20 protein-coding genes and 1 tRNA gene are annotated in these 23,937 nt (G+C 64.0%); 16 read left to right on the top strand and 5 right to left on the bottom strand.

Going from position 1 to position 23,937, the window contains the following annotated elements; translation table 11 throughout:
• Positions 1-2: 2 nt before the first annotated feature.
• On the top strand, positions 3-728 hold the full coding sequence (locus ACQY5K_RS16695; protein WP_428117605.1) for a glutamine amidotransferase-related protein: 726 nt from the start codon (positions 3-5) through the stop codon (positions 726-728).
• 50 nt (positions 729-778) lie between these two features.
• Here ACQY5K_RS16695 and ACQY5K_RS16700 read toward each other — a convergent pair whose 3' ends face one another.
• Positions 779-2,062 carry a branched-chain amino acid ABC transporter substrate-binding protein gene (locus tag ACQY5K_RS16700; RefSeq protein ID WP_428117608.1) on the bottom strand — a complete coding sequence of 428 codons (1,284 nt, stop codon included), beginning with the start codon at positions 2,060-2,062 and terminating at the stop codon, positions 779-781.
• A 90-nt stretch (positions 2,063-2,152) separates the two neighbouring features.
• Here ACQY5K_RS16700 and ACQY5K_RS16705 point away from each other — a divergent pair, with 90 nt between their 5' ends.
• Positions 2,153-3,517 (top strand): cytochrome P450, encoded by a 1,365-nt coding sequence (locus ACQY5K_RS16705; protein WP_428117610.1) that lies wholly within the window; start codon positions 2,153-2,155, stop codon positions 3,515-3,517.
• Positions 3,518-3,529: 12 nt separating this feature from the next.
• On the opposite strand, the gene leuD is transcribed toward ACQY5K_RS16705, so the two are convergent.
• The 3 genes from leuD to ACQY5K_RS16720 form a co-directional block, all read right to left on the bottom strand.
• Positions 3,530-4,120, bottom strand: a complete 591-nt coding sequence (leuD, locus tag ACQY5K_RS16710) for a 3-isopropylmalate dehydratase small subunit (RefSeq protein ID WP_419920849.1) — start codon at positions 4,118-4,120, stop codon at positions 3,530-3,532.
• A gap of 52 nt (positions 4,121-4,172) precedes the next feature.
• Positions 4,173-5,609 (bottom strand): 3-isopropylmalate dehydratase large subunit, encoded by a 1,437-nt coding sequence (gene leuC / locus ACQY5K_RS16715; RefSeq protein WP_428117613.1) that lies wholly within the window; start codon positions 5,607-5,609, stop codon positions 4,173-4,175.
• A 95-nt stretch (positions 5,610-5,704) separates the two neighbouring features.
• Positions 5,705-6,172: a GreA/GreB family elongation factor gene (locus ACQY5K_RS16720; RefSeq protein ID WP_428117615.1), complete on the bottom strand. Its 468-nt coding sequence runs from the start codon at positions 6,170-6,172 to the stop codon at positions 5,705-5,707.
• Between the two features lie 89 nt (positions 6,173-6,261).
• Here ACQY5K_RS16720 and ACQY5K_RS16725 point away from each other — a divergent pair, with 89 nt between their 5' ends.
• The 14 genes from ACQY5K_RS16725 to ACQY5K_RS16790 all read left to right on the top strand — a co-directional run bounded on the left by ACQY5K_RS16725 (position 6,262) and on the right by ACQY5K_RS16790 (position 21,919).
• On the top strand, positions 6,262-7,284 hold the full coding sequence (locus tag ACQY5K_RS16725; protein ID WP_419920846.1) for a 3-isopropylmalate dehydrogenase: 1,023 nt from the start codon (positions 6,262-6,264) through the stop codon (positions 7,282-7,284).
• Positions 7,285-7,289: 5 nt separating this feature from the next.
• A complete protein-coding gene (gene cimA, locus ACQY5K_RS16730) occupies positions 7,290-8,933 on the top strand; it encodes a citramalate synthase (protein ID WP_428117618.1) in 1,644 nt (547 codons plus the stop codon).
• A 92-nt stretch (positions 8,934-9,025) separates the two neighbouring features.
• Positions 9,026-9,556, top strand: a complete 531-nt coding sequence (locus ACQY5K_RS16735; protein ID WP_428117621.1) for a hypothetical protein — start codon at positions 9,026-9,028, stop codon at positions 9,554-9,556.
• Between the two features lie 111 nt (positions 9,557-9,667).
• Positions 9,668-10,318 carry a hypothetical protein gene (locus ACQY5K_RS16740; protein WP_428117624.1) on the top strand — a complete coding sequence of 217 codons (651 nt, stop codon included), beginning with the start codon at positions 9,668-9,670 and terminating at the stop codon, positions 10,316-10,318.
• Positions 10,312-11,610, top strand: a complete 1,299-nt coding sequence (locus tag ACQY5K_RS16745) for a glutamate--tRNA ligase (protein WP_428117627.1) — start codon at positions 10,312-10,314, stop codon at positions 11,608-11,610. Before ACQY5K_RS16740 ends, ACQY5K_RS16745 begins: the two co-directional genes overlap by 7 nt.
• A 55-nt stretch (positions 11,611-11,665) precedes the next feature.
• Positions 11,666-11,737: transfer RNA gene (locus ACQY5K_RS16750), tRNA-Gln, on the top strand.
• 230 nt (positions 11,738-11,967) lie between these two features.
• Positions 11,968-12,729 carry an ABC transporter ATP-binding protein gene (locus tag ACQY5K_RS16755; RefSeq protein ID WP_428117629.1) on the top strand — a complete coding sequence of 254 codons (762 nt, stop codon included), beginning with the start codon at positions 11,968-11,970 and terminating at the stop codon, positions 12,727-12,729.
• A complete protein-coding gene (locus tag ACQY5K_RS16760) occupies positions 12,726-13,439 on the top strand; it encodes an ABC transporter ATP-binding protein (protein ID WP_428117632.1) in 714 nt (237 codons plus the stop codon). The genes ACQY5K_RS16755 and ACQY5K_RS16760 overlap by 4 nt, the downstream gene beginning before the upstream one ends.
• 22 nt (positions 13,440-13,461) lie before the next feature.
• A complete protein-coding gene (locus ACQY5K_RS16765) occupies positions 13,462-14,517 on the top strand; it encodes a branched-chain amino acid ABC transporter permease (RefSeq protein ID WP_428117635.1) in 1,056 nt (351 codons plus the stop codon).
• 30 nt (positions 14,518-14,547) lie between these two features.
• Positions 14,548-16,362 carry a branched-chain amino acid ABC transporter permease gene (locus ACQY5K_RS16770; RefSeq protein WP_428117637.1) on the top strand — a complete coding sequence of 605 codons (1,815 nt, stop codon included), beginning with the start codon at positions 14,548-14,550 and terminating at the stop codon, positions 16,360-16,362.
• 82 nt (positions 16,363-16,444) lie between these two features.
• Positions 16,445-17,389: a branched-chain amino acid ABC transporter permease gene (locus tag ACQY5K_RS16775; protein ID WP_428117640.1), complete on the top strand. Its 945-nt coding sequence runs from the start codon at positions 16,445-16,447 to the stop codon at positions 17,387-17,389.
• Positions 17,386-18,633: a branched-chain amino acid ABC transporter permease gene (locus ACQY5K_RS16780; RefSeq protein ID WP_428117643.1), complete on the top strand. Its 1,248-nt coding sequence runs from the start codon at positions 17,386-17,388 to the stop codon at positions 18,631-18,633. Before ACQY5K_RS16775 ends, ACQY5K_RS16780 begins: the two co-directional genes overlap by 4 nt.
• Positions 18,634-18,784: 151 nt before the next feature.
• Positions 18,785-20,491, top strand: coding sequence for an ABC transporter substrate-binding protein (locus ACQY5K_RS16785; protein WP_428117645.1), 1,707 nt, complete (start codon positions 18,785-18,787; stop codon positions 20,489-20,491).
• A gap of 1,203 nt (positions 20,492-21,694) precedes the next feature.
• A complete protein-coding gene (locus ACQY5K_RS16790) occupies positions 21,695-21,919 on the top strand; it encodes a hypothetical protein (RefSeq protein ID WP_428117648.1) in 225 nt (74 codons plus the stop codon).
• Here ACQY5K_RS16790 and ACQY5K_RS16795 read toward each other — a convergent pair.
• Complete coding sequence (locus tag ACQY5K_RS16795) at positions 21,871-23,178, bottom strand: ISL3 family transposase (protein WP_428117650.1); 1,308 nt, start codon at positions 23,176-23,178, stop codon at positions 21,871-21,873. The genes ACQY5K_RS16790 and ACQY5K_RS16795 overlap by 49 nt on opposite strands.
• Positions 23,179-23,937 lie beyond the last annotated feature (759 nt).

A 23,937-nucleotide genomic window follows, 5' to 3' on the forward strand; every position in this document is an offset into this window, starting at 1 on the left:
CGGTGCCAGAGCACGTGTCCCCGCCATTGCGATTGGGCTTGCTGCGCTGCGACGATCCCGCTCCCGAATTGAGATCGATCTGCGGTACCTATTCCGACATGTTCGCCGGCGTGATTGCGCGGGTCGATCCGAACGTGCAGATGGACACCTTCAGCATTCCTGATGGCGAGTGGCCAGACGACCTCGACGTCTACGACGGCTGGATGACTACGGGCACGCGAGCTTCTGTGTACGACGACGTGCCGTGGATTGCCCGGTTCGTCGACTTCGTGAGGCAGTTGCACGCTGAGCGTCGAAAGATGTTCGGTGTCTGTTTCGGTCACCAGATGATCGCCCACGCTCTCGGCGGAACGGTACAACGCGCGCCACACGGCTGGACGGTCGGTGCGAACGTCTGGAAACTCCATGAGCACCGCAGCTGGATGGATCCGCCATCGGATGAGATCCGCCTCATTCACAGCCATCAAGACCAGGTGCTGTCGCTCCCACCCGACGGCGTCGTGCTCGCGGGTGCAGATCGCTGCCCGATTGCGATGCTGGCGGTGGGGGAGCACCTGGTTGGCTTGCAGGGCCACCCGGAATTCCAGCCCGAGTTCGTCGGACCGCTGTACGAGAGCCGCACCGAGCTGTTAGGCGCTGAAACCGTGGCCGAAGCGAAGGCCAGCCTGGCCACCCCTTGCAATCAGGAGCTCGCAGCAACCTGGATGCTGCGCTTCTTCGCCGGCTAACCCGCTCCTCCAGCTTCTACAGCGCGAGCCCCTGCTCCTCGTCGGCGCATTCATGGCTGGGGGGGCGAGAACTCGTACACGACATTGCGCAGCGACGCCTCGGCATTGCCCGGGCCGAGGCTCTGGACGATGGTCATCTTTGCCGGACCGCAGTCTCCGAACCCGTCGCAGCTGAGCGTCCCGATGAGCCCGTCGAACCCGGTCACCTGGTGGAGGTGCTGGCGCACTGCGGCCCGGTCGATCACCAGGGCGCCGTCGTCAAGCCATGACGCCGCCAGCACAGCGTCGAGCAGCAGCGTGGCCGCATCATAGGAGTGAGCCCAGAACGCCCGAACCGGGGGTTCGCCGGTTTCATCGATGAACCGCTGCATCACCTGGTCGGCGGTTCGCCCCGTGGCTTGATTGGCATTGCCGCCATAGCGCAGATCAGGACCGGCGACAAAGATGCCCTCGTTCTCCTCCAGCTCGAGGAACGGCACGTTGAGCACCGTGTCGGCCGCAACCAAGATGATCTCTCCCAGAGCGTCCGACGCTCGGACCTGCGAGACCGCGTAGTCGGCCAGCGGACGGGTGACCGGCAAGAACAGCGCGTCCGGGGCGCCATCGGCGAACTCGGCGAGCACGCTCGTGAGATCCGTGGCGTCCTGATCGACCTCGACAAAGCCGGTAACGCGACCCCCGACACGCTCGAAGGCGTTGCGGAACGCCTCGGCCAAACCCTTGGTGTATGCGTCGCCGTGATGGATGACGGCCACACGCCCGGCACCGTGCGCATCGCGGAGGAAGCTCGCCACCGCCTCGCCTTGATACAGGTCGTTCTGAGCCGTGCGGAAGTACCCCGGACGGTAGAACTCGTTGGGATTGCCTGCCAGATCGGAGGTCAGGGCGGGCGAGGAGTTCGACGGAGAGATCATCGTCAGACCCGCGTCGGAGAGCACCGGCGAAGCGCCCGTAGCAGCTGCTGAGCACGACGTTCCCACCACACCGACAATGGCCGGGTCGGCGATCACCGTGCGTGCCGCCTGCTGGCCGCCCTCAGGGGTGCATTGCTCGTCGAGGCCGGTCACCTCCACTGTGACGCCTTGGATCGTGCCGTAGTCCTCGACGGCGAATACAGAGGCTTGGTGGTAGGTGGTCAGGCCATGGCTGACAGGTCCGCTGAGGCGCGTCATGGTCCGTATCTGAATGGCGTCGCCGCGCTCAACCCGCACCACACCTAGCGAGCCATCGCCGATGGGGTCGTGTGCTTCGCTGCTCGAATCGCCACACCCTGCGCCGAGCAGGGCGACAACAGCCAGCAGGGTCGCACCGAATGCAGCCGGACGAGACCACAACGGATCGAGCAGCGACCGACGGCTGCTGGACGGCTTTCCCGTTCACATCAGTCTCCCAACAGTTCAGTCTCCTAACAGTACGGTGAGCCGGTGCCGGGCATCGACTCACCAGGGTTCCAGGGCCATATGTCTGAAACGCATCCGACGACTCCCGGCGAAGTCGAGTTGGCGGAATTCGGATTGTTCGACCCCTCCGCACAGCAGTGCCCGCACGCGTACTACGCCGAGATGCGAGCGTCGGCGCCGGTCTTTGCTGCCGGCGCCGGAGGACCTCCGCTGTACCTCATCACGAGGTATGACGACGTGCTCGAGGTGGTGCGGGATCACGAGACGTTCTCGTCCCGATTCGATGTCGGCGGGCGGGGCAACTCTGAGCTCGCACGTCGTACCAGGGAGCTCTACGAGGCTGAAGGCGGCTACGACCGCGTCGGCACGATGCTCACGGCGGATCCTCCCGACCACACCCGGTTCCGCCGCCTCGTCAGCAAGGCGTTCACGCCCAAAGTCATCAACGACCTTGAGCCAGCGATTCGTGAGATCACGACGACGCTCATCGATGAGATGCTCGCCGCGGTCGCCCCCGGCGACCCGATCGACTTCGTTGAGGCGTTCGCAGTACCGCTGCCGGTGGCGGTCATCGCCCGAGCGCTCAACGTTCGCGATGACCGCTTGGCCGACTTCAAGCGTTGGAGCGACGCCTCCATTGCCGGTATCGGCACGAACATCTCCGTCGAGGAACGCTTGGACGCCGAGCGAGAGGTGATCAAGTTCCAGAAGTACTTCGCCGCACAGCTCGAACAGCGCCGGACCGAGCCCGCCGACGACCTCCTGACGAATCTGCTGAACGCCCGCATTGACCGCCACGAGGGTGACCACAACCCTCAGGGCGGCGAAGCCCTATCGACAGCGCCGCTGGAGATGTCAGAGATGCTCAGCATCATCGAGCAGCTGCTGGTCGCCGGCAATGAGACCACCACCAAGATGCTCACCGAGATGATGCGGCTGCTGGGGGAGCACCACACCGAGTGGGATGCGCTACGAGCAGACGCGTCTCGAGCGAAGGCCGTCGTCGAAGAGACGCTGCGAATGTCGACACCGACGCAGGGGATGTTCCGCGTCGTGACGAAAGACACTCAAGTGGCCGGCGTCGAGCTCCCTGCCGGCTCGCACGTCGTGGTGATGTTCACCTCGGCGAACCGTGACGAATCGGCGTTCGACGACGCTGAATCGTTCTGCCCCATGCGCAAGGGCGTGATGAACCACCTCGCGTTCGGCCGCGGTATCCATTTCTGTCTGGGATCTGCACTGGCACGCCTGGAAGGGCGCGTCGCGGCGGAGGAACTCTCGACAAGGCTGGCGTCGGTGAAGCTCTCAGGCTCGAACGACTTCGAGTACCACCCCAGCTTCTTGCTGCGGGGCTTGAAGCGACTCGATGTCGAGATGCGGCCTGCCTGAGCCGATGCGCAACTACGTGGTCGGCATCCAATCGGGCCGGCCCGTCTCGTAGCCGTCGATCGCGTCCACGCTGCGCATAGTGATGCCGATGTCGTCAAGACCTTCGAGGAAGCGCTCCCGGGTGGCGTCGTCCATCGGGAACGGCTCCTCGATGCCCACCGCCGGCACGCTCAGCATCCGGCGTTCGACATCGACGGTCACGGACAGGTCGGGATCCTCAGCCAGGGCCGAGCGCAGTCTCGTGGCCGTCTCGTCGGATACCTGAACCGGCACCAGGCCGTTCTTTGTGGAGTTGTTGCGGAAGATGTCGCCGAACCGAGGCGACACCACTGCCACGAACCCGTAGTCCATGAGCGCCCACACGGCGTGCTCTCGCGACGAGCCCGTGCCGAAGTTGGATCCCGCCACCAGGATTGATGCGCCGGCGTATCGCTCGTCATTGAGCACGAAGTCGCGCTCGTCTCGCCACTCGCTGAACAGCCCCTTGCCGAAGCCGGTGCGTTCGACCCGCTTCAACCAATCGCTGGGAATGATCTGGTCGGTGTCCACGTCCGAGCGATCGAGCGGGACTGCCCGGCCTTCGTGCACGCGTACTGGCTCCATGTTTGTGCCCTCTTCGGTGTGGGTGTGGCTGTAACAGTTGAATCAGCTGTGCTCAGCCGAGATCTTCGGGCGTGGCGAATGAACCCGCAATCGCAGTCGCCGCAGCGACTTCGGGGGAGCACAAGTGAGTCCGCCCGCCTCGCCCTTGGCGTCCCTCGAAATTCCTGTTCGAGGTCGAAGCCGATCGCTCGCCGGGCGACAGCTTGTCGGGATTCATGGCCAGGCACATCGAACAGCCCGGCTCCCGCCAGTCGAAGCCGGCCTCGGTGAACACCGCGTCCAGACCCTCGGCTTCGGCTTGGGCCTTCACGGCGAATGAGCCTGGAACGACCAGCGTCCGCACACCGTCGGCCACCTTGCGCCCGCGGGCAACTGCTGCAGCCGCTCGCAAGTCCTCGATCCGCGAATTCGTGCAGCTTCCAATGAAGACGGTGTCCACCTTCACGTCGGACAACCGCACGCCCGCCTCGAGACCCATGTAGTCAAGGGCTCGCTGCGCAGTCGCGGCGTCGACGGGGTCGTCGAAGTCAGCGGGCCCCGGAACCGCAGCATCGATGGGAATGACGTGAGCGGGGTTCGTGCCCCAGGTGACGTGGGGCCGCAGCGCGGAGGCGTCAATCGCCACCGATTTGTCGAATGTCGCCCTCTCGTCGGTGGCCAGCGAGCGCCAGTCCGAGACGGCGGCGGCCCAATCGGCGCCTGATGGCGCCCCGGGTCGGCCTCGCAAGTACTCAAAGGTGGTGTCGTCGGGGGCGATGAGACCAGCCTTGGCGCCGGCTTCGATGGACATATTGCACACCGTCATCCGGCCCTCCATCGACAGTGCCCGGATGGCCTCGCCGCGGTACTCGATGACGTGCCCGATGCCGCCGCCGGTGCCGATCTGTCCGATGATGGCGAGCACAATGTCCTTGCCGGTCACGCCGGCAGGCGCCGCCCCGGTGACCCGTACTTCCATGGTGGCGGGACGCGTCTGGGGCAGCGTCTGGCTGGCCAGCACGTGCTCGACCTCAGATGTCCCGATGCCGAACGCCAGCGCGCCGAAGGCACCGTGCGTCGAAGTGTGGCTGTCCCCGCACACCACGGTCATGCCCGGCAGCGTCAGGCCGCGTTCCGGCCCGATGACATGGACAATGCCCTGACCAGGGTCGCCCATCGGATACAGCGTGATGCCGAATTCGTCGCAGTTGGTCCGCAGCACCTCGACCTGTTTGGCCGAGATCGGATCGGCGATCGGCAGGTGCAGATCTGCAGTCGGGACGTTGTGGTCCTCGGTCGCCACGGTGAGGTCCGGGCGCCGCACGGTTCGCCCGGATATGCGCAGGCCCTCGAACGCCTGCGGCGAGGTCACCTCGTGCACGAGGTGAAGGTCGATATAGAGAAGGTCGGGCAGTCCGTCGCCAGCGCGTACGAGGTGGCGGTCCCAGACTTTCTGGCTGAGCGTTCGCGGCCCGACCGCTGGGCCTTGCGGCGTACTGGTGTTGGTCACCCCATCACTATGGACCCTGCACATGCCCTCTGCCAACGGCAACGGCGGCAGCGTTGGAACAGCCGACGTCGACGCTGCCCGCATTCAGGCGGCGATCAGGACTCGATGGCGACGATCTCGATGCTGAGCGTGTTGCCGTTGGCTTCATAGCTGACGGTCTGACCGGCTTGCGCGCCTTCGAGGGCTTGACCCATCGGCGAGCCGGGCGAGACGATATCCATGCCGGGCCGGCGCTCCTCGATGGAACCGAACAGGTACTGCTCAACGATGTCGTCGCCCTCGAAGCGGATCGAAATCACGTTTCCGGGAGCGACCACTCCGTTGCAGGGCACCTCGATGATCTCGCAGTTCTCCAAGATGGAGGTCAGGTGCATGATGCGGCCCGCCATCTTTCCCTGCTCTTCCTTGGCGGCGTGGTAGTCGCCGTTCTCCGACAGGTCGCCCAGCAGGCGAGCGGTCTCGATCTGTGTGGCGATGTCGATGCGGCCTCGACCGGCCAAATCGGTGAGCTCGGCGCTGAGGCGATCATGGGCCTCGCGTGAGATTCGATGGGTCTGGGGCACCTGCGTGAGGTTACCGAGGGCTTCTCGGGGCACACTCATCCGACAGAAATGGCCTACAAGGGCCTCGGCGGGCGTCGAAGAAGCAGCTGATGTCCGGGAAAGGGAATGAGACAGTGACCCATCGCATCGCAGTCATCGGGGGAGACGGCATTGGGCCTGAGGTCATTTCCGTTGCGCTCGATGTCATCACTGCCGCCGGCGCCGATATCTCGACGACCGATTTCGATCTGGGCGGTCAGCGCTACCTCCGCGACGGCACGGTGCTCGACGACGACACGCTCGATGAGCTGCGCGCCTATGACGCGATCTTGCTGGGCGCAGTCGGCACGCCTGAGGTACCACCCGGCGTCATCGAGCGAGGCCTGCTGCTGAAGGCCCGCTTTTCGCTGGATCTCTATGTGAACCTTCGTCCGTTCACCCTGCCCGACGGACACAGTTTCACGGTCATTCGCGAGAACACTGAGGGCGCATATGCGGGCGAGGGAGGCTTCCTTCGCAAGGGCACCCCACACGAGATTGCGACGCAGGGCTCGGTCAACACCCGCATGGGCGCTGAACGCGTCATCCGCTACGGCTTCGAGCTGGCTCGCCAGCGCGAGCGGCGTCACCTCACGCTGGTTCACAAGACCAACGTGCTGACGTTCTCGGGTGACCTGTGGGAGCGCACGTTCAACGAGGTCGCCGTCGAGTATCCAGATGTCGGCACGGCGTACAACCACGTCGATGCTGCATGCATCCACTTCGTGGAAGATCCGCACCGCTACGAGGTGATCGTCACCGACAACCTGTTCGGCGACATTCTCACCGACTTGGGCGGGGCAATCTCAGGTGGCATCGGATTGGCGGCTTCGGCCAATCTCAACCCGGACCGAACGTCGCCTTCGCTGTTCGAGCCCGTCCATGGCTCGGCTCCTGACATCGCCGGTCAAGGTCTGGCGAACCCCACTGCAGCTGTTCTCTCGGCCGTGCTCATGCTCGAGTTCTTGGGCGAGGCCGAGTGTGCTGCACGAGTTCGAGCTGCCTGTGAGGCCGCCGTCTCGCACGACGAGGTGCCCGACATCGGCACCGACGAGATCGCCAAGGCCATCCACGCTGGCCTGACGGACGGGTGAGCGCGATGGCTGTACACGACAACTCTCCCGAACCCGGTGACGCACCGCCCCTCGACCGCGAAGGCGTGCGGCATCCGGCGTGGCCCGAGCGGGTGGAGATCTTCGACACAACGCTGCGCGACGGGGTGCAGTTCGAAGGCATTTCCGTTTCGCCCGACGACAAGTTGAAGGTTGCCCGCCAGCTGGACTCGATGGGAATTCACTGGATCGAAGGCGGCTGGCCCGGATCGAACCCCAAGGACGAGGCCTTCTTTGAGCGTGCGGCCACCGAACTTGAGCTCCAGCACGCCACGCTGGTGGCGTTTGGTTCGACGCGGCGGCCTCGCGGTCGCGTTGACGACGACCAGACGCTCAGCTCGCTGCTTGGCGCCGGCACCTCCACGGTGTGCATCGTCGGCAAGTCGTGGGACTATCACGTCACCGAAGCGCTCCGGCAGCCGCTGTCGGAGGGCATCGCCATGGTGGGTGACTCGGTGGAGTTCCTCAAGAGGGAAGGGCTGCGTGTCTTCTTCGACGCAGAGCACTTTTTCGACGGATACAAGCGGAATCCCGAATTCGCCCTCGGGGTGTTGGAGGCCGCGGCGGTCAACGGCGCTGACTGTCTGGTGCTGTGCGACACCAACGGCGGCTCGCTGCCGCACGAGGTGGAAGCGATCGTGGGTGACGTGGTGCGGCACTTCGACGGGGTGCAGATCGGCATGCACACCCAGAACGACACCGGCTGCGCGGTGGCCAACGCCGTTGCGGGTGTTGTTGCCGGAGCGACGCACGTCCAGGGCACCGTCAACGGCTACGGCGAGCGAACGGGAAATTGCGACAACACCGTGCTGGTGCCCAACCTCACGCTCAAAATGGGTATCGAGACGGTGTCTCGCGATTGCTTGGCGCGCTTCACCTCAGTGGCGCACCACGTCGCCGAGCTCGTGAACATGCCTCCTCAGAATCAGCAGCCGTACGTCGGCGCGTCGGCCTTCGCGCACAAGGCAGGGCTGCACACCAGCGCCATCGCCCGCCGCCCCGACAGCTACGAGCACGTCGATCCTGCTGCTGTGGGCAACAGCACGCGGTTCCTGCTCGGTGACCTGTCAGGCCGCGCGTCGGTGGAGTTGAAGGCGGGCGAGCTGGGCATCGAGATCGACCGCGCCGATATGGCCGGCGTGGTCGATGAGCTGAAGCGGCTCGAGCACGCCGGCTACCACTTCGAAGTCGCCGACGCATCGCTGGAGATGCTCCTGCGGAGGGCTGCGGGCCAGACGTTCGACTACTTCAATGTCGAGTCGTTCCGGGTCTTGGTTGAACGGGGTCGCGAAGCCGAGTTCGACACCGAGGCGACGCTGCGGATCGTGGTCGCGGGCGAGCGTCGCGTCACGGTTGGCGAGGGCGACGGACCCGTGAACGCCCTCGACAATGCCTTTCGACGAGCGGTCGGGGACGTCTATCCCGAGCTGGCAAACGTCCGGCTGACCGATTACAAGGTGCGAGTGCTGGATGCAGATCGGGGAACCGAAGCCGTGACGCGGGTGCTGATCGACTCCACTGACGGCGAATCGACGTGGACCACCATCGGTGTCTCGGAGAACATCATCGAGGCATCCTGGCTGGCATTGCGCGATTCGATGATCTATGCCCTAGCGCGCAAGCGCCAATGACCGCCACCGCGTGCAAGCGCCAGTGACCGCCACAGCGCGCGGGCGCCAGTGACCGGCGTTCGCGTCGGCGTCGTTTCCTAGACTGCGCTGCGATGGCTGCGCCGCGCCACGTTCGTGTTCATCCGCTGGACGAAGTTCGCGCGTACGCCTCTCCGGAGGTCACGCCGCGTCGTTGGGTCGCTGCGCGGCCGGGCGATCTCGATGCAGGACAGCCGATCGGGGCCCTTCGTGGGCACCCGGGACCGGATCAGGGATACGCCTACGGGCTCGTGCACCTGTTCGATGAACGCGTGCTGCTCGTCGAAGGCGAAGATCGGCGCGATGTCGACGCTGGCTGCGTTGCAGTCGCCCTCAAGCGAGCATCGATCTTCGGTCGAGCGCCTGTCGTGCACGATCTGGAAACGGCCTACACGGCCTTCGGCTACTTCGATGATCAACCGCCCGCAGAGCTGGTGACGCGGCGCGAGAGCCTGTTCGAAGGGGCTGCTGAAGCGCACCACTACAACGAAGTACGAAGGCTCGTCGCCTGCGTGGCGTCCGAGGTGCTCGCGTTGACGCCGGCCGAGATTGCCCAGCGCTACCGGTCCGATCCGCTCTCATTGACTCGGGACCCCGATGGCTGAGCACCGAGTTCGCGAGCGTGACGCCCGCTCCGTCCGGCGTCGGTTGATCGGACACGTGCACGTGAAGTCGGAGGCGGCGTTGGGGATCGGCGTGAGGAGACACTGATGGTGATGAGCAGCACAACTTCCAGTACGCACACCGATCGAGAGCTGCTGCGCCTGCATCGCCGAGCCTGCACCGACTTCGCCGCGCGGATGCGTCTGCCGGCGTGGGAACACCTGACCATGCCGCTGGCGCACCCCTTGGGCGACCACACCATCGCCGATCTGCTCGAGCGCGTCGCCAACAGCAACATGGCCGCCGCAGCTGAGATGAGCGGACAGCCTGCTCCGCCGTCCATCGAGTTGGCACGACCTGCGGCCAGGTTCGGATTGGGTCTCGGCAGCACCTCCGCGAAGCGACCCGACCCGACGCAGCCCGTCGTGGAGAGCATTCGCACGGTGCTCGCAGTCGCTGCGAGCCTCGATGCGGGAGCAGGCTTCAGCCCGCGACTGCGTGAGCTGCTGTGGACGCGAGTCGTCGAGCTGACCGTTCTCGGCTACGACCTGCAGCAGGCGATCAGCGCCGGTGCCGGACTCGACGAATTGCTGGTGGATCGTGTGCTTGCAGCAGCGCCGGCCGTGTGGACGTGGCCGGGACTCGATGCGCTCGAAGTGGACCTGTCCACGCCGCCACTGCAACGCTTGCTCGCACTCGCGGGCAGGCCCGTCGGCCGCTGGGTCGATCCGTCAGACCCGAACTGCCGTACCGGCCAGTGCTGAGGGGCCGTCCGCGGCTGCGCTTCGCTCCGGCTCCAACCGGCCTCCCCCATCTGGGTACCGCGCGCACTGCTTTGTACAACTGGCTGTACGCCCGGCACTGCGGCGGCGAGATGCTCCTGCGCATCGAGGACACCAACACCGAACTTGCAACCGCGGATCATGTCTCGGAGATCTTCGAGATGCTTGATTGGCTGGGACTCGACTTCGACGGCGAGCCGATCTATCAGAGCCGTCGAAACGATCTGTACGACGCTGCCGTCGAGCGCTGGCTGGACGAGGGACGTGCTTACCACGACGAGGGCGCCGTGCGTTTCTCAGTGCCGGATGAAGGCGTCACAGCTTTCGATGACGTCGTTCGAGGGCGCGTCGAGTTTCCGAACGCCGCCATCGAGGATTTCGTGGTGCGACGCAGCGATGGCCGCGCGACGTTTTTTGTGGCCAATGCAGTCGACGACCTCGACCTGGGCATCACGCACGTGGTGCGCGGCGAGGACCTGCTCAATACGACGCCGAAGGTGGTACTGCTGCGCGCTGCGCTGGGATCGGCCGACGTGCCGGCATTCGCTCACTTGCCGCTCATCGTGAACAGCCAGCGTCGCAAGCTTTCCAAGCGGCGGGACGACGTCTCATTGACGAGCTACCGCGACCGGGGCGTTCTGCCCTCCGCCATGGCGAATTATCTCGCCCTGCTGGGGTGGGGGCCGCCGGACGGAATCGAGGTTCGACCGCTCGCCGAGATCGTCGAGCTGTTCGATCTCGCAGACGTGAACGCCGCCGCCGCCATGTTCGACATGGACAAGCTCACGGCCATGAACGGCGAGTACTTGCGGGCGCTCGACGATGCTGGATTCGCCGCGGCGATCGAACCGTGGGTGAGTGCTGAATCGTGGGGAGTTGACGTTGACCAAGAGTCATTGAGTGCGGTTGCACCCCTGATACGAGAGCGAACGCGCGTGTTGTCGGATGCCCCGGATCGCATCGCGTTCCTGTTCTGCGAGCCTGAGATCGATCCCGACGACTGGCGCAAGACCACGGCGCCGCCTGCGGCCCAGATTCTCGACGCGGCCGTCGCTGCGTTTGCCGAAGTGCCGTGGACTGCTGACGCATTGCACGCTCTGTTGCGCGAGATCGGTGAGACCTTCAGCCTCAAGCTGGGCAAGGCGCAGGCTCCAGTGCGCGTCGCTGTCACCGGACGCGCCGTGGGTCCACCGCTGTTCGAGTCGCTCGCGCTGCTCGGACGCGACGCGACGTTGGCGCGGCTGCGCGCAGCGCGGGATCGGCTTGGCGACTGACCAGAGAAATCCGGCTTCCCGGCTCCCATGCCCGCCGGTAGCCTTCTTGGCGCCCTCGGGGATGGTGTAATTGGCAACACAACTGGTTCTGGTCCAGTCATTGGGGGTTCAAGTCCTCCTCCCCGAACCCTCCCGGCGGCGCTTGTGCGACAACCGTCGTGCGATGTTTGCGCTCAGATTTCGGTGAGTTCTCCACGTTGCTCGCCCGGTTTGCACGCCCGGCGTGTTTGTGACCTACCATCACCCGCTGATATTGGCGGGGAGGGGCTGAGCCGGAACCTCGCCCGGAGGAACTGACCTGATAACTTGCCTGCGGCCGGTCATCTGACCGGCGCCGACCGTGAGGGGGTTCAACGCGTGGCGTTGCTCGAAGTCTCAGACATCTCCGTGCAGTTCGGCGGCATCCGTGCGCTCGACGATTTGTCCTTCACGCTCGACGAGGGGCAGATTCTCGGACTCATCGGGCCGAACGGTGCGGGCAAGACCACGTTGTTCAACGTGGTCAGTCGGATCTACGACCCGACGACTGGCTCGATCACCTTCGACGGGCATGATCTGCTCGCAATGTCGGCGCACCGGATCAGTCGCGTCGGTCTGTACCGGACATTCCAGAACCTGGCGCTGTGGCGCGGAATGACCGTCATCGAAAACGTGATGGTGGGTGATCACACGAACACCAAGGCCAATTTCTTCACTGCTGCGTTCAGGCTGAACACCCGCAACGAGGAAAAGGCGCTGCGCCGGCGGGCTTGGGACATTCTCGAGGAGCTCGGCCTCGAGGAATATGCCTACCTCCCCGCCGCAGGTCTGCCATTCGGCACGCTGAAGCGGATCGAACTTGCCCGGGCACTCATCTCGAACCCGCGCCTCATCATGCTCGACGAGCCAGCGTCGGGCCTCACACACCAAGAGGTCGATTCGCTCGCACAAGACATCAAGGACATTCGCGACCGGCACAAGCTGTCGGTCCTGCTGGTTGAGCACCACATGCGCATGGTGCTCAACATCAGCGAGCACCTCGTCGTGCTCAACTTCGGCCGCAAGATCGCTGACGGTCCCCCCGATGTCGTGCGCAACGACCCGGAGGTCATCGAGGCGTACCTGGGGAGTTCTTCATGACAGAGATGATGCTGAAGGCCGTGGATCTCCACGCGCGCTACGGCGCGGTGGAGGTCCTTCGTGGCCTCAACTTCGAGGTGCCCCACGGCAACGTCGTCGTGATTCTCGGCGCCAACGGCGCCGGCAAGACCACGACGCTGCGGGCGCTGTGCAACATGTGCACAACTTCCGGCACGATCACAATGGAAGGAACCGACATCACCCGTGCCCATACGGCCGACATCGTGCGGCGAGGCGTCGCACACGTGCCTCAGGGTCGAGGCACGTTCGCTGAGCTGTCGGTCATGGACAACCTGAAGGTCGGTGCGTACACCCGCAGGGACAACGAGGTCTCGGCCGATGTCGACCGTTGGTTCGAGATCTTCCCCCGGCTCGAAGAACGCCGAGACCAGATGGCGGGCTCGCTCTCCGGCGGTGAGCAGCAGATGCTCGCGGTGGCCCGGGCGTTGATGTGCCGGCCCCGGCTGCTGCTGCTCGACGAGCCGTCCCTGGGTCTCGCGCCGCTCATCATCGAGGACTTGTTCGAGCGGTTCACACAGCTCAACAAGGAAACCGGGCTGACGATGCTCGTCGTCGAGCAGAATGCCAATTTGGCACTGGACATGGCCGACTACGGCTACGTGATCGAGAGCGGCGAGATCGCTCTGCATGGACCGGCTGACCATCTCAAGAACGATCCTGCTGTGCAGGAAGCGTACTTGGGCGCGTGATCCGAAGGGACTGGGGCAGAAAGTGAACTGGAACTTCGAGATCCTCCCGGATTTCATCTTCAACGGACTGCGTGACGGCGCCGTGTATGCGGCGGTGGCGCTGGCGTTGGTGCTGATTTTCAAGGCGACGACGCTGATCAACTTCGCGACCGGCGAGTTGGCGATGCTCGGTGCGTTCTTCGTCTATGTGCTGAACGTCGAGCAGGGCCTGTGGCTCTGGTTGTCGATCCTCATAGCGATGGGGGTGAGCGCAATCATCGGCGCAGCCGTCGAGCGGGCACTCGTGCGACCGTTCGACCCCGACGACCACTTGCCAGTGGTGCTCATCACGCTCGGTTTGTTCTTGCTCATCAACGCTGTTGCCGGAGACATCTGGAACTACCAGGTGCGCCGTGTGAACGATCCGTTCGGCGCGTTCCCTGGCTGGGTGCCGAACGGCAGCGAGCTGAAGAAGAGCAGTGACGGCATGCTCTCTTGTGTCGAGGTTGACGGGTCGCTGCAGGAGGTCGCAGCCGGAACCGTCGATGCAGAGACCTGTGACTTGGTCGGACGCACATTCTGGGAAGTCCTCGGTGCCCGCCTGCACTATCGAACCATCGGCATCTGGGCTTCGCTGGCGGTTGCGCTGGTGGCGCTCGCCCTGATCCTGGGCAAGACCAAGGCAGGCCTCGCATTCCGGGCGGTGTCGTCGAATGCAGAGTCCGCACGGCTGGTCGGCGTCAACACCGGGCGCACACTCGGCTTCGGCTGGGCGCTGGCGTCGGTGTTCGGCACCTTGGGCGCCGCGCTGGTCTCGCCTGCACTCGGCGGTGTCAACCCGAACATGATGCTGGCCATCCTGATCTACGCGTTGGCCGGAGCGGCTCTTGGCGGCCTCGACAGCCTCGGGGGAGCCATCGTCGGTGGCTTGGCAGTCGGCTTAGTCAAGTCGGTATTGGTTTCTTGGTTCGGCGTGGTCGTGCTCGGTCAGGCCTATTTCTCGATCTTGCAGTTGGCCATGGCGTTCCTGCTGATCTTGATCGTGTTGTTGTTCCGTCCCGCGGGTCTCTTCGGAACCCGCCGTATCGAGCGCGTCTAGCTCAACGACCCGAAGGGGAGTTGCATACTCATGAGTTCACCATTGCTCATCGTTGAGAAGGGCGGCAAGCAGCACCGTCAGTGGCGGTTCTTGGGCTGGGGCTATGCCGTAGCCCTCGCCGTGCTGGTTCCGCTGGTGCTCCAGCCGTTCGAGATCGGCAAGATGAATCGCGCCCTCGTGCTGATGGTCGCTGTGCTGGCCGTCAACCTTGTCGTGGGCTTCAACGGCATGCTCGCGCTGGGCCACTCGGCCTTCATGGGCATCGGTGCCTTCGTCACCGCATCCATGGTCCAAGACGAACTCTGGGACTACTGGATGGTCATCCCGGTCGCCGTCATCGTGGGGTTCGCTATCGGCATCGTCGTCGGCTTGCCGGCCTTGCGGGTCAAGGGCTTGTACTTGGCCTTGGTCACGATCGCCCAGGCGGCGGTGTTCCCCACGTTGGTGAACATCGACGAGCTTGGCATTGCCCGTCGAACTGGCGGCCCCAATGGGCGAGATGTCATCGAGGAGGTCGACCGGCCGGGCTTCATGGAGTGGCTGCCAGGTGTTGACGGCGCCCGCGGCGCCAACGCCTACCGGTACTGGATCCTGCTGCTCATGGTGGTAGTCGTCTTGGCCCTCGTGCGCAACATCATGAGCAGTCGGCCCGGCCGAGCTGTGCTCGCAATCCGTGACAATGAGGCTGGTGCCGCCGTCTACGGCGTCAACCTGCCGATGTACAAAACCGTCAATTTCGCGCTGAGTGCGTCGTTGGGCTCGCTGGCGGGTCTCATGTGGTGCCTCGACAAAGGCTTCGTGGCCGGCCAGGACTTCACCTTCTTGCTCGCAGTCGATCTGATCATCGGATTGGTCATCGGCGGCGTCGGCACGCTGCAGGGTTCCGTCTTCGGAGGCTTGTTCGTGGTGTGGGTGCGCGACCTCACCAAGCGCATCTCCATCCCGCTGGGCTTTTACAACCTCGACGGTGACGGCCCGTTGTCCGCGGCCATTTTCGGCTTGATCCTCATCCTGTTCACATTCTTCGCTCCGGGCGGCATCGCCTCGATGATCACCGCAATCCAGAAGAAGATCATCCAGGTCGTTCCCCTGACACCCGATGACGAGCCCGTCTCGCCGATGGCGGGATTCGATCCCGGCCCGGAATCGAACCGCTCGATGTGGGCTATGCGCTTCGCTGTGGCGGGACCTGTGCTCCTGATCGCCGGCTGGGTGCTGATGAACATGGACAACCTGATTGTCGGCACGTTGGCGTTCGGGTTGAGGTTCGCAATCGTTGTGCTCGCGCCGGTCGTCGTATTCGTCTCGATGAACGAGCTGCGCGCGGTCAAAGCCGGTTTGCGTGGCGACAATGCAGACAAGGTGGCATCACAGGCCAAGATCGCCGGAGTGCTCGGCGTGCTGGGCTTCGCCTACGTCCAGACGTTCGCTTTGAACATCGCGCTTCGCGCGCACCACGTCAGCCACCTGGCCCGTGAAGCAGTGACGCTCAACCGCGACGGTAATGAAATCCAGGCCATTCCCGCAGTTACCGAGGCGCTCAAGTCACAAGATTTCAAAGGCTCGGCTGGTGATTTCTGTGCGACGTTCCCAACAGGCGAGGTCGCCAACTTGGACGTGGCGACGTTGTGCGACGTTTCCCAACCGGCTATTAACGCCTCTGAGACATCTGTCGGCTACTGGCTTGTCGGCTGGCCGACCCAGAGTGTGCTCGCAATGGTGCTGAGCGTCATCGCCATCGTGGCGATCGTTGTCATCGGGCTGAAGTTCTTCGTGTTCTCCGACCCGACCGAAGACGCCGAAGCGTCGAGCGAGACTGCAAGCGTCGGCGCGTCGTCGGACTAGCCGCACCGCGACGATCAGCCGCTACGTGCTCCGAACGCAGCGGCTCCCGGCCGCAGGCGATGAGAGAGGCTGAGCGGCTGAAATGGACATGGTTCTGCTGCTCCAGCGAGTCTTCGATGCTCTGTTCAACAGCGCCATCTACTCATCACTCGCACTGGCGCTGGTCATCATCTTCCGCTCGACCGGGCTGCTCAACTTTGCACAGGGCGAGATGGCCACATTCTCGGCGTACGTCGCTTTCGTCCTCCTCAGCGGTGCCGCACCAGGGGTCACCGGGGGCGGACTCGCATCTTGGATCGGGGCGCCGCTGGTAACACCGTTCGCGATCGTCGGCGCCATCATCTTCGGCGTCGCAGCGGGCGCAGCTACCGAACGGGTGCTCATCCGGCCACTACGAAGCGCGCCCGAGTTAGCCCTGGTCAACGTCACGATCGGCATCTTGCTGGCGCTGAATTCGCTGATGGGGCAGTGGTGGGGTACGGGACCGAGGGTTTTCCCTCCGATCTTCCCCTCCGGCGCCGATGACCACTTCGCGATCGGCGGCGCGCGACTCCGCTTCTCGACGGTGGGCGCATGGATGATCTTGATCGTTCTGCTCGTGCTGTTGGCGCTGCTGCTGCAGCGGACGCGGGCGGGTTTGGCATTTCGTGCAGTTTCGATCGACCCCGTCTCTGCGGAACTGAACGGGATTCGAGTGGGTCCCACGTTGATGTACGGCTGGGCGCTTGCAGCGGGGCTGGGCGCGATTGCTGCCAACATCAGCGCAAACTCGGTGCTGCTCGAGCCAACGATGATGGTGCGAGTACTCGTGTATGCCTTCGCTGCCGCAACTCTCGGTGGGCTGGACTCTCCCAAGGGCGCACTGATCGGTGGCGTGGTCATCGGCTTGAGTCAGACGCTGATCCCCGCGTATGTCCCGTTCATCGGGTTCGAGCTGAGCGTGCTTCCGGCAATGCTGGCGATGGTTGCGGTGCTCATCGTGCGGCCTGCGGGTCTGTTCGGTACGCAGCGAATCGAGCGGGTGTGAGCGACGACGACTGGCCGTCGCCGCTGCCGCGCCCCGATGACGACGAGGTCGCGGGCGCCGATGCCAGCGTCTTCTCGGTGTTTGCACCGCAAGCCGAGACACCCGCAGGGCCTACCCCCGAAGCTGTTGAGGCGACTTCGGAAGCCATCTCTGTTCCGCCGCCCACGGGGTCGCCAACCGGATCTGCGCTCGCCGCGACAGCGGAGGCTCGGGTCCGCGCAACATCGCCTTCTGGCACTGCGCGCCTTCGTCGTGCCGGTCCACTGACGTGGATCGGAGCCATCCTGCTCCTCGCTTGGCTCGTGGCCGTGCCGTTCATGAGCACCGTGACCGAACTGCGGCAAAACACGCAGCTCGTCGTCATGGTGCTTGCTGTGCTCGGTGTGAACATCGCGACGGGATACGGCGGCATGATCAGCCTGGGCCACGGTGTCTTCGTCGCGCTCGGCTCGTTCGGCGCCGCATATGCAGCGGACGACCTTTCGTTGCCGTGGATCGTGTCCATCGTGGCGGGCGTGGCGGTGGCAGGAGTTGCAGGCGGTGTGATCGGCTTGCCGGCACTGCGCATCAAGGGGATTCACCTCGCGCTTGTCACCATGGGCCTCGCGATCGTGTTCCAGCCGCTCGCCAAGCGATTTCCTGCATTCACGGGTGGCGTCAGCGGTCGAGCAGTGGGTGCCGAGTTGGTGGCGCCGGAGTGGTTCGGCACGAGCCGGTGGGCCGAAGGCCTATATCGCTACCTCGTCTGTGTGGCGGTGGTGGCGCTCGCCATGTGGCTGACGTACAACATCATCAACAGCCGGCCGGGCAGGGCCATGCGTGCGCTGCGTGACAACGACACAGCAGCGGCCGTGTATGGCGTCAACTTGGTAGCGACAAGAGTCACGACATTTGCCGTCAGCGCCTCGTTGGCTGGCCTCGCCGGCGCCCTCAGCATCATCCTCGTGCCGTTCACCTCGCAGGAGTCGTTCCCGTTCCAAGAGTCGCTGGTGCTGTACGCCATGGCTGTGCTGGGCGGCCTTGGTTCGCTGTGGGGGTCCGTGCTTGGCGTGGCGATTCGCGAGGTGTTCTCCTGGCTTGGCGAGCTCGGCGGCGGGATCAGCGGCCTCGGTCCTGTCAGCGAATTCCTGAGCTTGCTCGATGAAGAGCAATTCGTTTTTGGCGTCGTTCTGATCGCGTTGACGTTCGTCTTCCCTCGGGGCCTCATCGGGCTCTTCAGACGGCGTCGTCGGGCTCCTGAGTGAGCGCAGCCTGCAATTCTGAAATCGTTTCGAAACTGACATCCCGCACTCTGGTATGCGGCCCGTACCTGTGAACTAGCTTGTGTACTTGCCGGCGCGAGTGACTCTTGGAGGAGCCACCAGCCGGCTTCATGCCATTAGAGGGGAAAACACCATGGCTAAACATCGAATGTGGCGCTTGCTGGCGTTGCTGTTCGCATTTTCACTCGTCGCCGCTGCGTGCGGTGGGGGCGATGATGACGCGGACGGTGCCGGCGAGACCGAGACTGAGACCACCGCCGCGGCAAGCGAAGACGAGGCGATGGAAGAGGACGAAGACGAGGGTGCCACTGGTGCTCTCGGCGGTGCCGCTGCCGAGGAGGACATCGAGGCGGCTGTTGCCGGCGAGACCGAAGAAGAGGAGATGACCGAAGACGAGATGGCCGAAGACGAGATGGCCGAGGAGGAGATGATGATTGATCGCTCCACCCTCGAAGGCATCTTCGACGAGGCCGCTGCTCGCCGCGCCAAGGCTGTTGCAACGCTGACCGAGAAGATCGAGGCCGGTGAGTACGGCGTCGGCGACGACGGCATCCTGCGCGGCCCTGAGGGCTTCGAGATCGACATGAACGCGTGTCCCGCCGACTGGTCGGACACCTCGGGCATCACCGACTCGCAGATTCGCATCGGCCACACCACGGCTCAGTCGGGCAACCTCGCTGCGTACGGCAACATCGCCTACGGCTGGGAGAACTACTTCAACTGGATCAACGAGAACGACCCGATCACGGTCGACGGCTCGGCGCGTGACCTGACGCTGATCGTCAAGGACGACGCCTACGTGGCCGCTCAGACGATCGAGTTCGTGGACGAGCTGATCGAGGCCGAGAATGTCTTCTCGATCCTGACCTTGGGCTCGCCCAACACCCTCGCGGTGTACGACAAGATCAATGCCGAGTGCATCCCGCACCCGTTCGTGATGACCGGCCACCCCGCTTGGGGCGACCCCGTCAACCACCCGTGGACCACCATCATGCAGATGTCGTACTCGACCGAGTCGATCCTGTGGGGTGCTTGGATCAAGGAGAACCTGGCTGATCTGCTGCCGGTGAAGGTTGCCGGCCTCGTGATGGACAACGACTTCGGTCTGGCCTACGAGCTCGGCTTCGAGGAGTGGGCAGGTGCCAACCCCGACGTGGTGAGCGAGTACCTGCCGGTGCGTCACGACCCGGCTGCGCCGACGCTGACCAACGAGGTGACGACCATCTTGGCGTTCGAGCCTGATGTGTTCATTTCGATGACGGCGGGCAACCCGTGCTTGCTGGCCATCCAGGAAGCCGGTCAGAGCGGCCTGTACGACGACATCAACGCCAAGGGCGGCGCGCTGTTCACGCCGTCGGTGTGCAAGGGCATCGAGGCCTACATGAAGCCGGCTGGTGAATTCGCCGATAACTGGTGGATCATCGGCGGCGGGTCGAAGGACTCCACCGATCCGAAGTTCGTCGATGAGCCGTTCATGTCGTTCGTGAACGCCAACCTCGAAGCGGGTGGCTTGGACTCAAAGGTGTCGCTGTACGCCATCGGCTATACCTACGGCTATCCGTACGGCGAGGCGCTGCGCATTGCGGCTGATCTTCCGGGCGGTCTGAACCGAACGAACTTCATCCTGGCGGTGCGTTCGATCGACGTCTACCACCCGATGCTTCTCGACGGCATCATCACCCAGCTCAACGGCAACGCTGATGCGTACTTCGTCGAGGGTTCGGACTTCAGCCAGTTCGACGCCACCGTGCAGACTTGGAACCAGGTCGGTGACGTCGTGGACGTCAATGGCAAGTCTACGAACTGCGCTTGGGACAAGGACGACGGCGGCTGCCGCTAGGCACACGCCGTATCTGACGGATACCAGCTGACCTTCGGGTCGGCACAACAGGGCCGGCGGGCTGTAGCCCGCCGGCCCTCTCGCGCTTGATGCAGAATTGATGAACTGTTACGATGCCCCGAGTTCATCTCTGGTCACCGAGGTTTGGAAGAGTCTGATGCGCAAAGTACTTGTCGCGGTCGTTGTGACCCTGTCCTGCCTGTTCTTCCTGCCGCTCACTCCCGCGGCTGCTGTGTCAGACGGGGGGGGGTAGCCGACCCTTCCACCCCGGCCTTCTCGACTGAGACCTCAACGACTAAGTCCACATCCTCGACGGAGAGCGAAGCGCCGACAAGTACTCCCATTGAAGCGACACGCGTCACTGCTGCCGCGACCCGCGACACAGTTACCCCGACGACATCTACATACGTCGCGAGCCCTTTCTGTATCGAAGGGTTTGATCTCGTCGAACAAAGTGACCCCGTTGCGTTGCCAGCGCGATGCGAGAAGCGTGAAGTCGTAGATGCTGATACCGATTGCTCAGCTCATGGCACTTCCGTCATGGTGTCAGCCAGCGGTCGGCGCTGTACAACGAATGCGGAGCACACTGCGCACCCGACGTCCGTTAGTTGCCCGACAGGCGGGGATTGGACGCTGACGGCGGGCCAATGCCAAAGAACGGTTCAGGTCGAGGAGACGCGCACAACGGTGGATGAGGTGCAGTACGAAGTCACTGAGACTGTTCGTGTTGCTCCGTTCACCGGCCAAGTCCGAATCGAGCCCTACACCGAGACTGTTCGTGTTGCTCCGTTCACCGGCCAAGTCCGAATTCGGCCGTATACGGAAAGAGTCCGGGTAGCGCCATACAACACGAGGGTGCGGGTTGCTCCATACACCGAACAGGTGCGTGTAGCACCGTTAACAGAGCGTGTCAGGGTGGCTCCATTTACCGAGTCGGTTCGTGTCGCCCCGTTCACGGAAACGGTTACCCAAACGTACACAAGACGCGAACGATATTGCGCCCAATATGACGTTGAATTTGGATCTGGATGTATCCGATGGGCATACCGAAATGTAACAGAAACTGTTACGGAAACTGTCGATGCCTACAACTACGAAACGCGCGATGTCTACAACTACGAGACTCAAGCTGTCTACAACTACGAGACACGTGATGTCTACAACTATGAATGGCATGACGTCTACAATTACGAGACTCGCGATGTGTTCAACTACGAAACCGTCGATGCCTACAATTACGAGACTCGCGATGTGTTCAACTACGAAACCGTCGATGCCTACAACTACGAGACTCGCGATGTGTTCAACTACGAAACCGTCGATGCCTACAACTACGAACCGCAAACCCGATGGGAGTGTTGTCGTTCAGTTATCAGGCTCTACGCAACCAAGCTGGGACGTCGGGTTCGGATTGGAGTGACGGGTTGAGTTTGGCATGGTTGGCGGCCGGCGGCGAGCAGTATGCGGAGCCGGTAGTTGCGGAGGTTGCGGAAGCCGCGTGCTGAGCGTTTGACGTGGTTGATGCGGGCGTTGGCTGCTTCGGTTCGTGCGTTGCTGGTGCGGGTGCGCACGGCGGTTGCGATCTCGGTGTGCCAGCGGCGCAGCGTGCGGGCCAGGGTGGCGAGCTCGGGCGGGGCGCTGGGGTGCTCGCACCAGGCGATCGCTTCGTTGAGATGCTGTTGCGCGTCGAGGGGATCGTCGGCGCGGAAGATGTCGCGGACGTGTTCTTTGGCGACCCAGCACTCGCGGATCTCGTCGGTGGGGTCGGCTGCGTCGAGCGCGGCGAGCATCTTGTCCCACCCGGCGGCGTCGAGCCGTTCGGCGCCGGTGAGCAGCAGCTTGCGAGCATGGTAGAGCGGGTCGCGTTTGCGGCCTCGGTGCCCGGTGGTCTCGTTGTGGACGCGTCGGCGGGCGCCGTCGAGCGCCTGGTTCGCGAGGCGCACGATCCCGAACGCGTCGGCTGCGATCTTCACGCTGTCGCTCAGGTGCGTGTCGCGGCGTGCGCGTGTGATGCCGCTGCGGTAGCCCTCGTGGGGGTCACAGCACACGACCTCGATGGCCGCTAGCCACCCGGCGGGCTGCTGTTCGAGCCATCTGTGCAGGTCAGCGGCGTTGCGGCCGTCGAAGATGTCGATGACCTGCCCGGTGGCCGCATCGACAGCGGCGGACACATAGCGGCGACGCGCCAGCCGCGACGCTGAGCGCATCACGGTCTCGTCGAGCCCCAGCCGAGCCACCGGCCCCACCCGACCGGGATCGCCGACGACCTGGCATGCCCAAGCAGCGACCGCGGACCACACCGTGGCCCACGCCACCCCCAGCCGGCGAGCCGTCGACGCCACACTGCCTTCCACCGCTTCCAGGCGAGCGGCGGCCCACTGCTCAGCCCGGCAAGTCAGGACCCGCCGCGGCGCGGCCAGCTCGCACTCCTCAGTCCACGTGCGCGTCTCGCACCCCGCGTTCGGGCACCACCAGATGCGCTTGCGCCACCGCACCTCGCACACCCCGCCATCGCGACCCGGCGCGTCGCGCAGCCGCACCTCCCGACGGCCCTTCGAACGCGCCCGCACACCGCACGCCCCACACAAAACTCTCTGCGCGTCGGGGGTCTGCACCCACAGCACGGTCTCGCCGCCATCGACACGAACCCGCGTGATCTCCACGCAATCCGCGCCCAGCAACACCACAGAACTAGCTTCAACCACCAGGGGCCTCCCGAGTCTTGGACTGTTCAACGAGTCACAAGAATCGGCGAGGCCCCTCCCTCAACGGTGGACCCTCACATCACCCAAGTCCCAGCTTCGATGAGAAGAGCCAGTTATCATTGAAGAAACGGTGCTCGTAGACCAAGTCGAAACTCAGGATCCGATACGCACTTGTCCGGCCACATATGCACTGGACACGAACACCAACCACTGCAAGCGGCCGGCAGGTACTGACTTGGGCCCCGGCACCCCGGTATGTGACGGCATCACATGGACGCTAAACAGTAGCGACAATACCTGCAGCAGGATTCTGCCAGGCGTTGTGCGCTACTCGTGCAACAACGGAGACACCGAAGTCACGCCAGCGACGACTCCGGTGACCTGCTCAACGTATATTTGTCCAGTGGGCTACGAGCTTGACACGGCGCTTCAAACGCCAACGTGTTTCCAGTTGAGCTGCGCCGAAGGCTATGACCTCGACACAGCTACTCAACCTCACAGTTGTTTTCTGTACACATGCCCCGCCCAACATGAGTTGGATACTGCCGAGAGCCCTCCGCTCTGCGTGCCCCCGGTTCCACCGGAGTTACGGTGTGTGGATGCGGAATCTGGCATCATTACGGCCATTACTCCCGGGCAACTCTGCACGCCGTGCGGTGCCGGGTTCGTCAGAGCCCTGCGCTCGCAGGCAGACGAAGGCGACGCAATGGAATGCGTCCCCGACTGTGGAGATGGCGAAGT

Origin of the sequence: Candidatus Poriferisodalis sp., from assembly GCF_965262965.1 — a bacterium.
Classification (GTDB): Bacteria; Actinomycetota; Acidimicrobiia; order Acidimicrobiales; family Poriferisodalaceae; genus Poriferisodalis.

Bases quoted from the DNA above. Each gene is read 5' to 3' on its own strand.
- leuD (WP_419920849.1), bottom strand. From the start codon at position 4,120: ATGGAGCCAGTACGCGTGCACGAAGGCCGGGCAGTCCCGCTCGATCGC.
- ACQY5K_RS16725 (WP_419920846.1), top strand. From the start codon at position 6,262: ATGTCCGGGAAAGGGAATGAGACAGTGACCCATCGCATCGCAGTCATC.
- cimA (WP_428117618.1), top strand. From the start codon at position 7,290: ATGGCTGTACACGACAACTCTCCCGAACCCGGTGACGCACCGCCCCTC.
- ACQY5K_RS16735 (WP_428117621.1), top strand. From the start codon at position 9,026: ATGGCTGCGCCGCGCCACGTTCGTGTTCATCCGCTGGACGAAGTTCGC.
- ACQY5K_RS16740 (WP_428117624.1), top strand. From the start codon at position 9,668: ATGAGCAGCACAACTTCCAGTACGCACACCGATCGAGAGCTGCTGCGC.
- ACQY5K_RS16760 (WP_428117632.1), top strand. From the start codon at position 12,726: ATGACAGAGATGATGCTGAAGGCCGTGGATCTCCACGCGCGCTACGGC.
- ACQY5K_RS16770 (WP_428117637.1), top strand. From the start codon at position 14,548: ATGAGTTCACCATTGCTCATCGTTGAGAAGGGCGGCAAGCAGCACCGT.
- ACQY5K_RS16775 (WP_428117640.1), top strand. From the start codon at position 16,445: ATGGACATGGTTCTGCTGCTCCAGCGAGTCTTCGATGCTCTGTTCAAC.
- ACQY5K_RS16785 (WP_428117645.1), top strand. From the start codon at position 18,785: ATGGCTAAACATCGAATGTGGCGCTTGCTGGCGTTGCTGTTCGCATTT.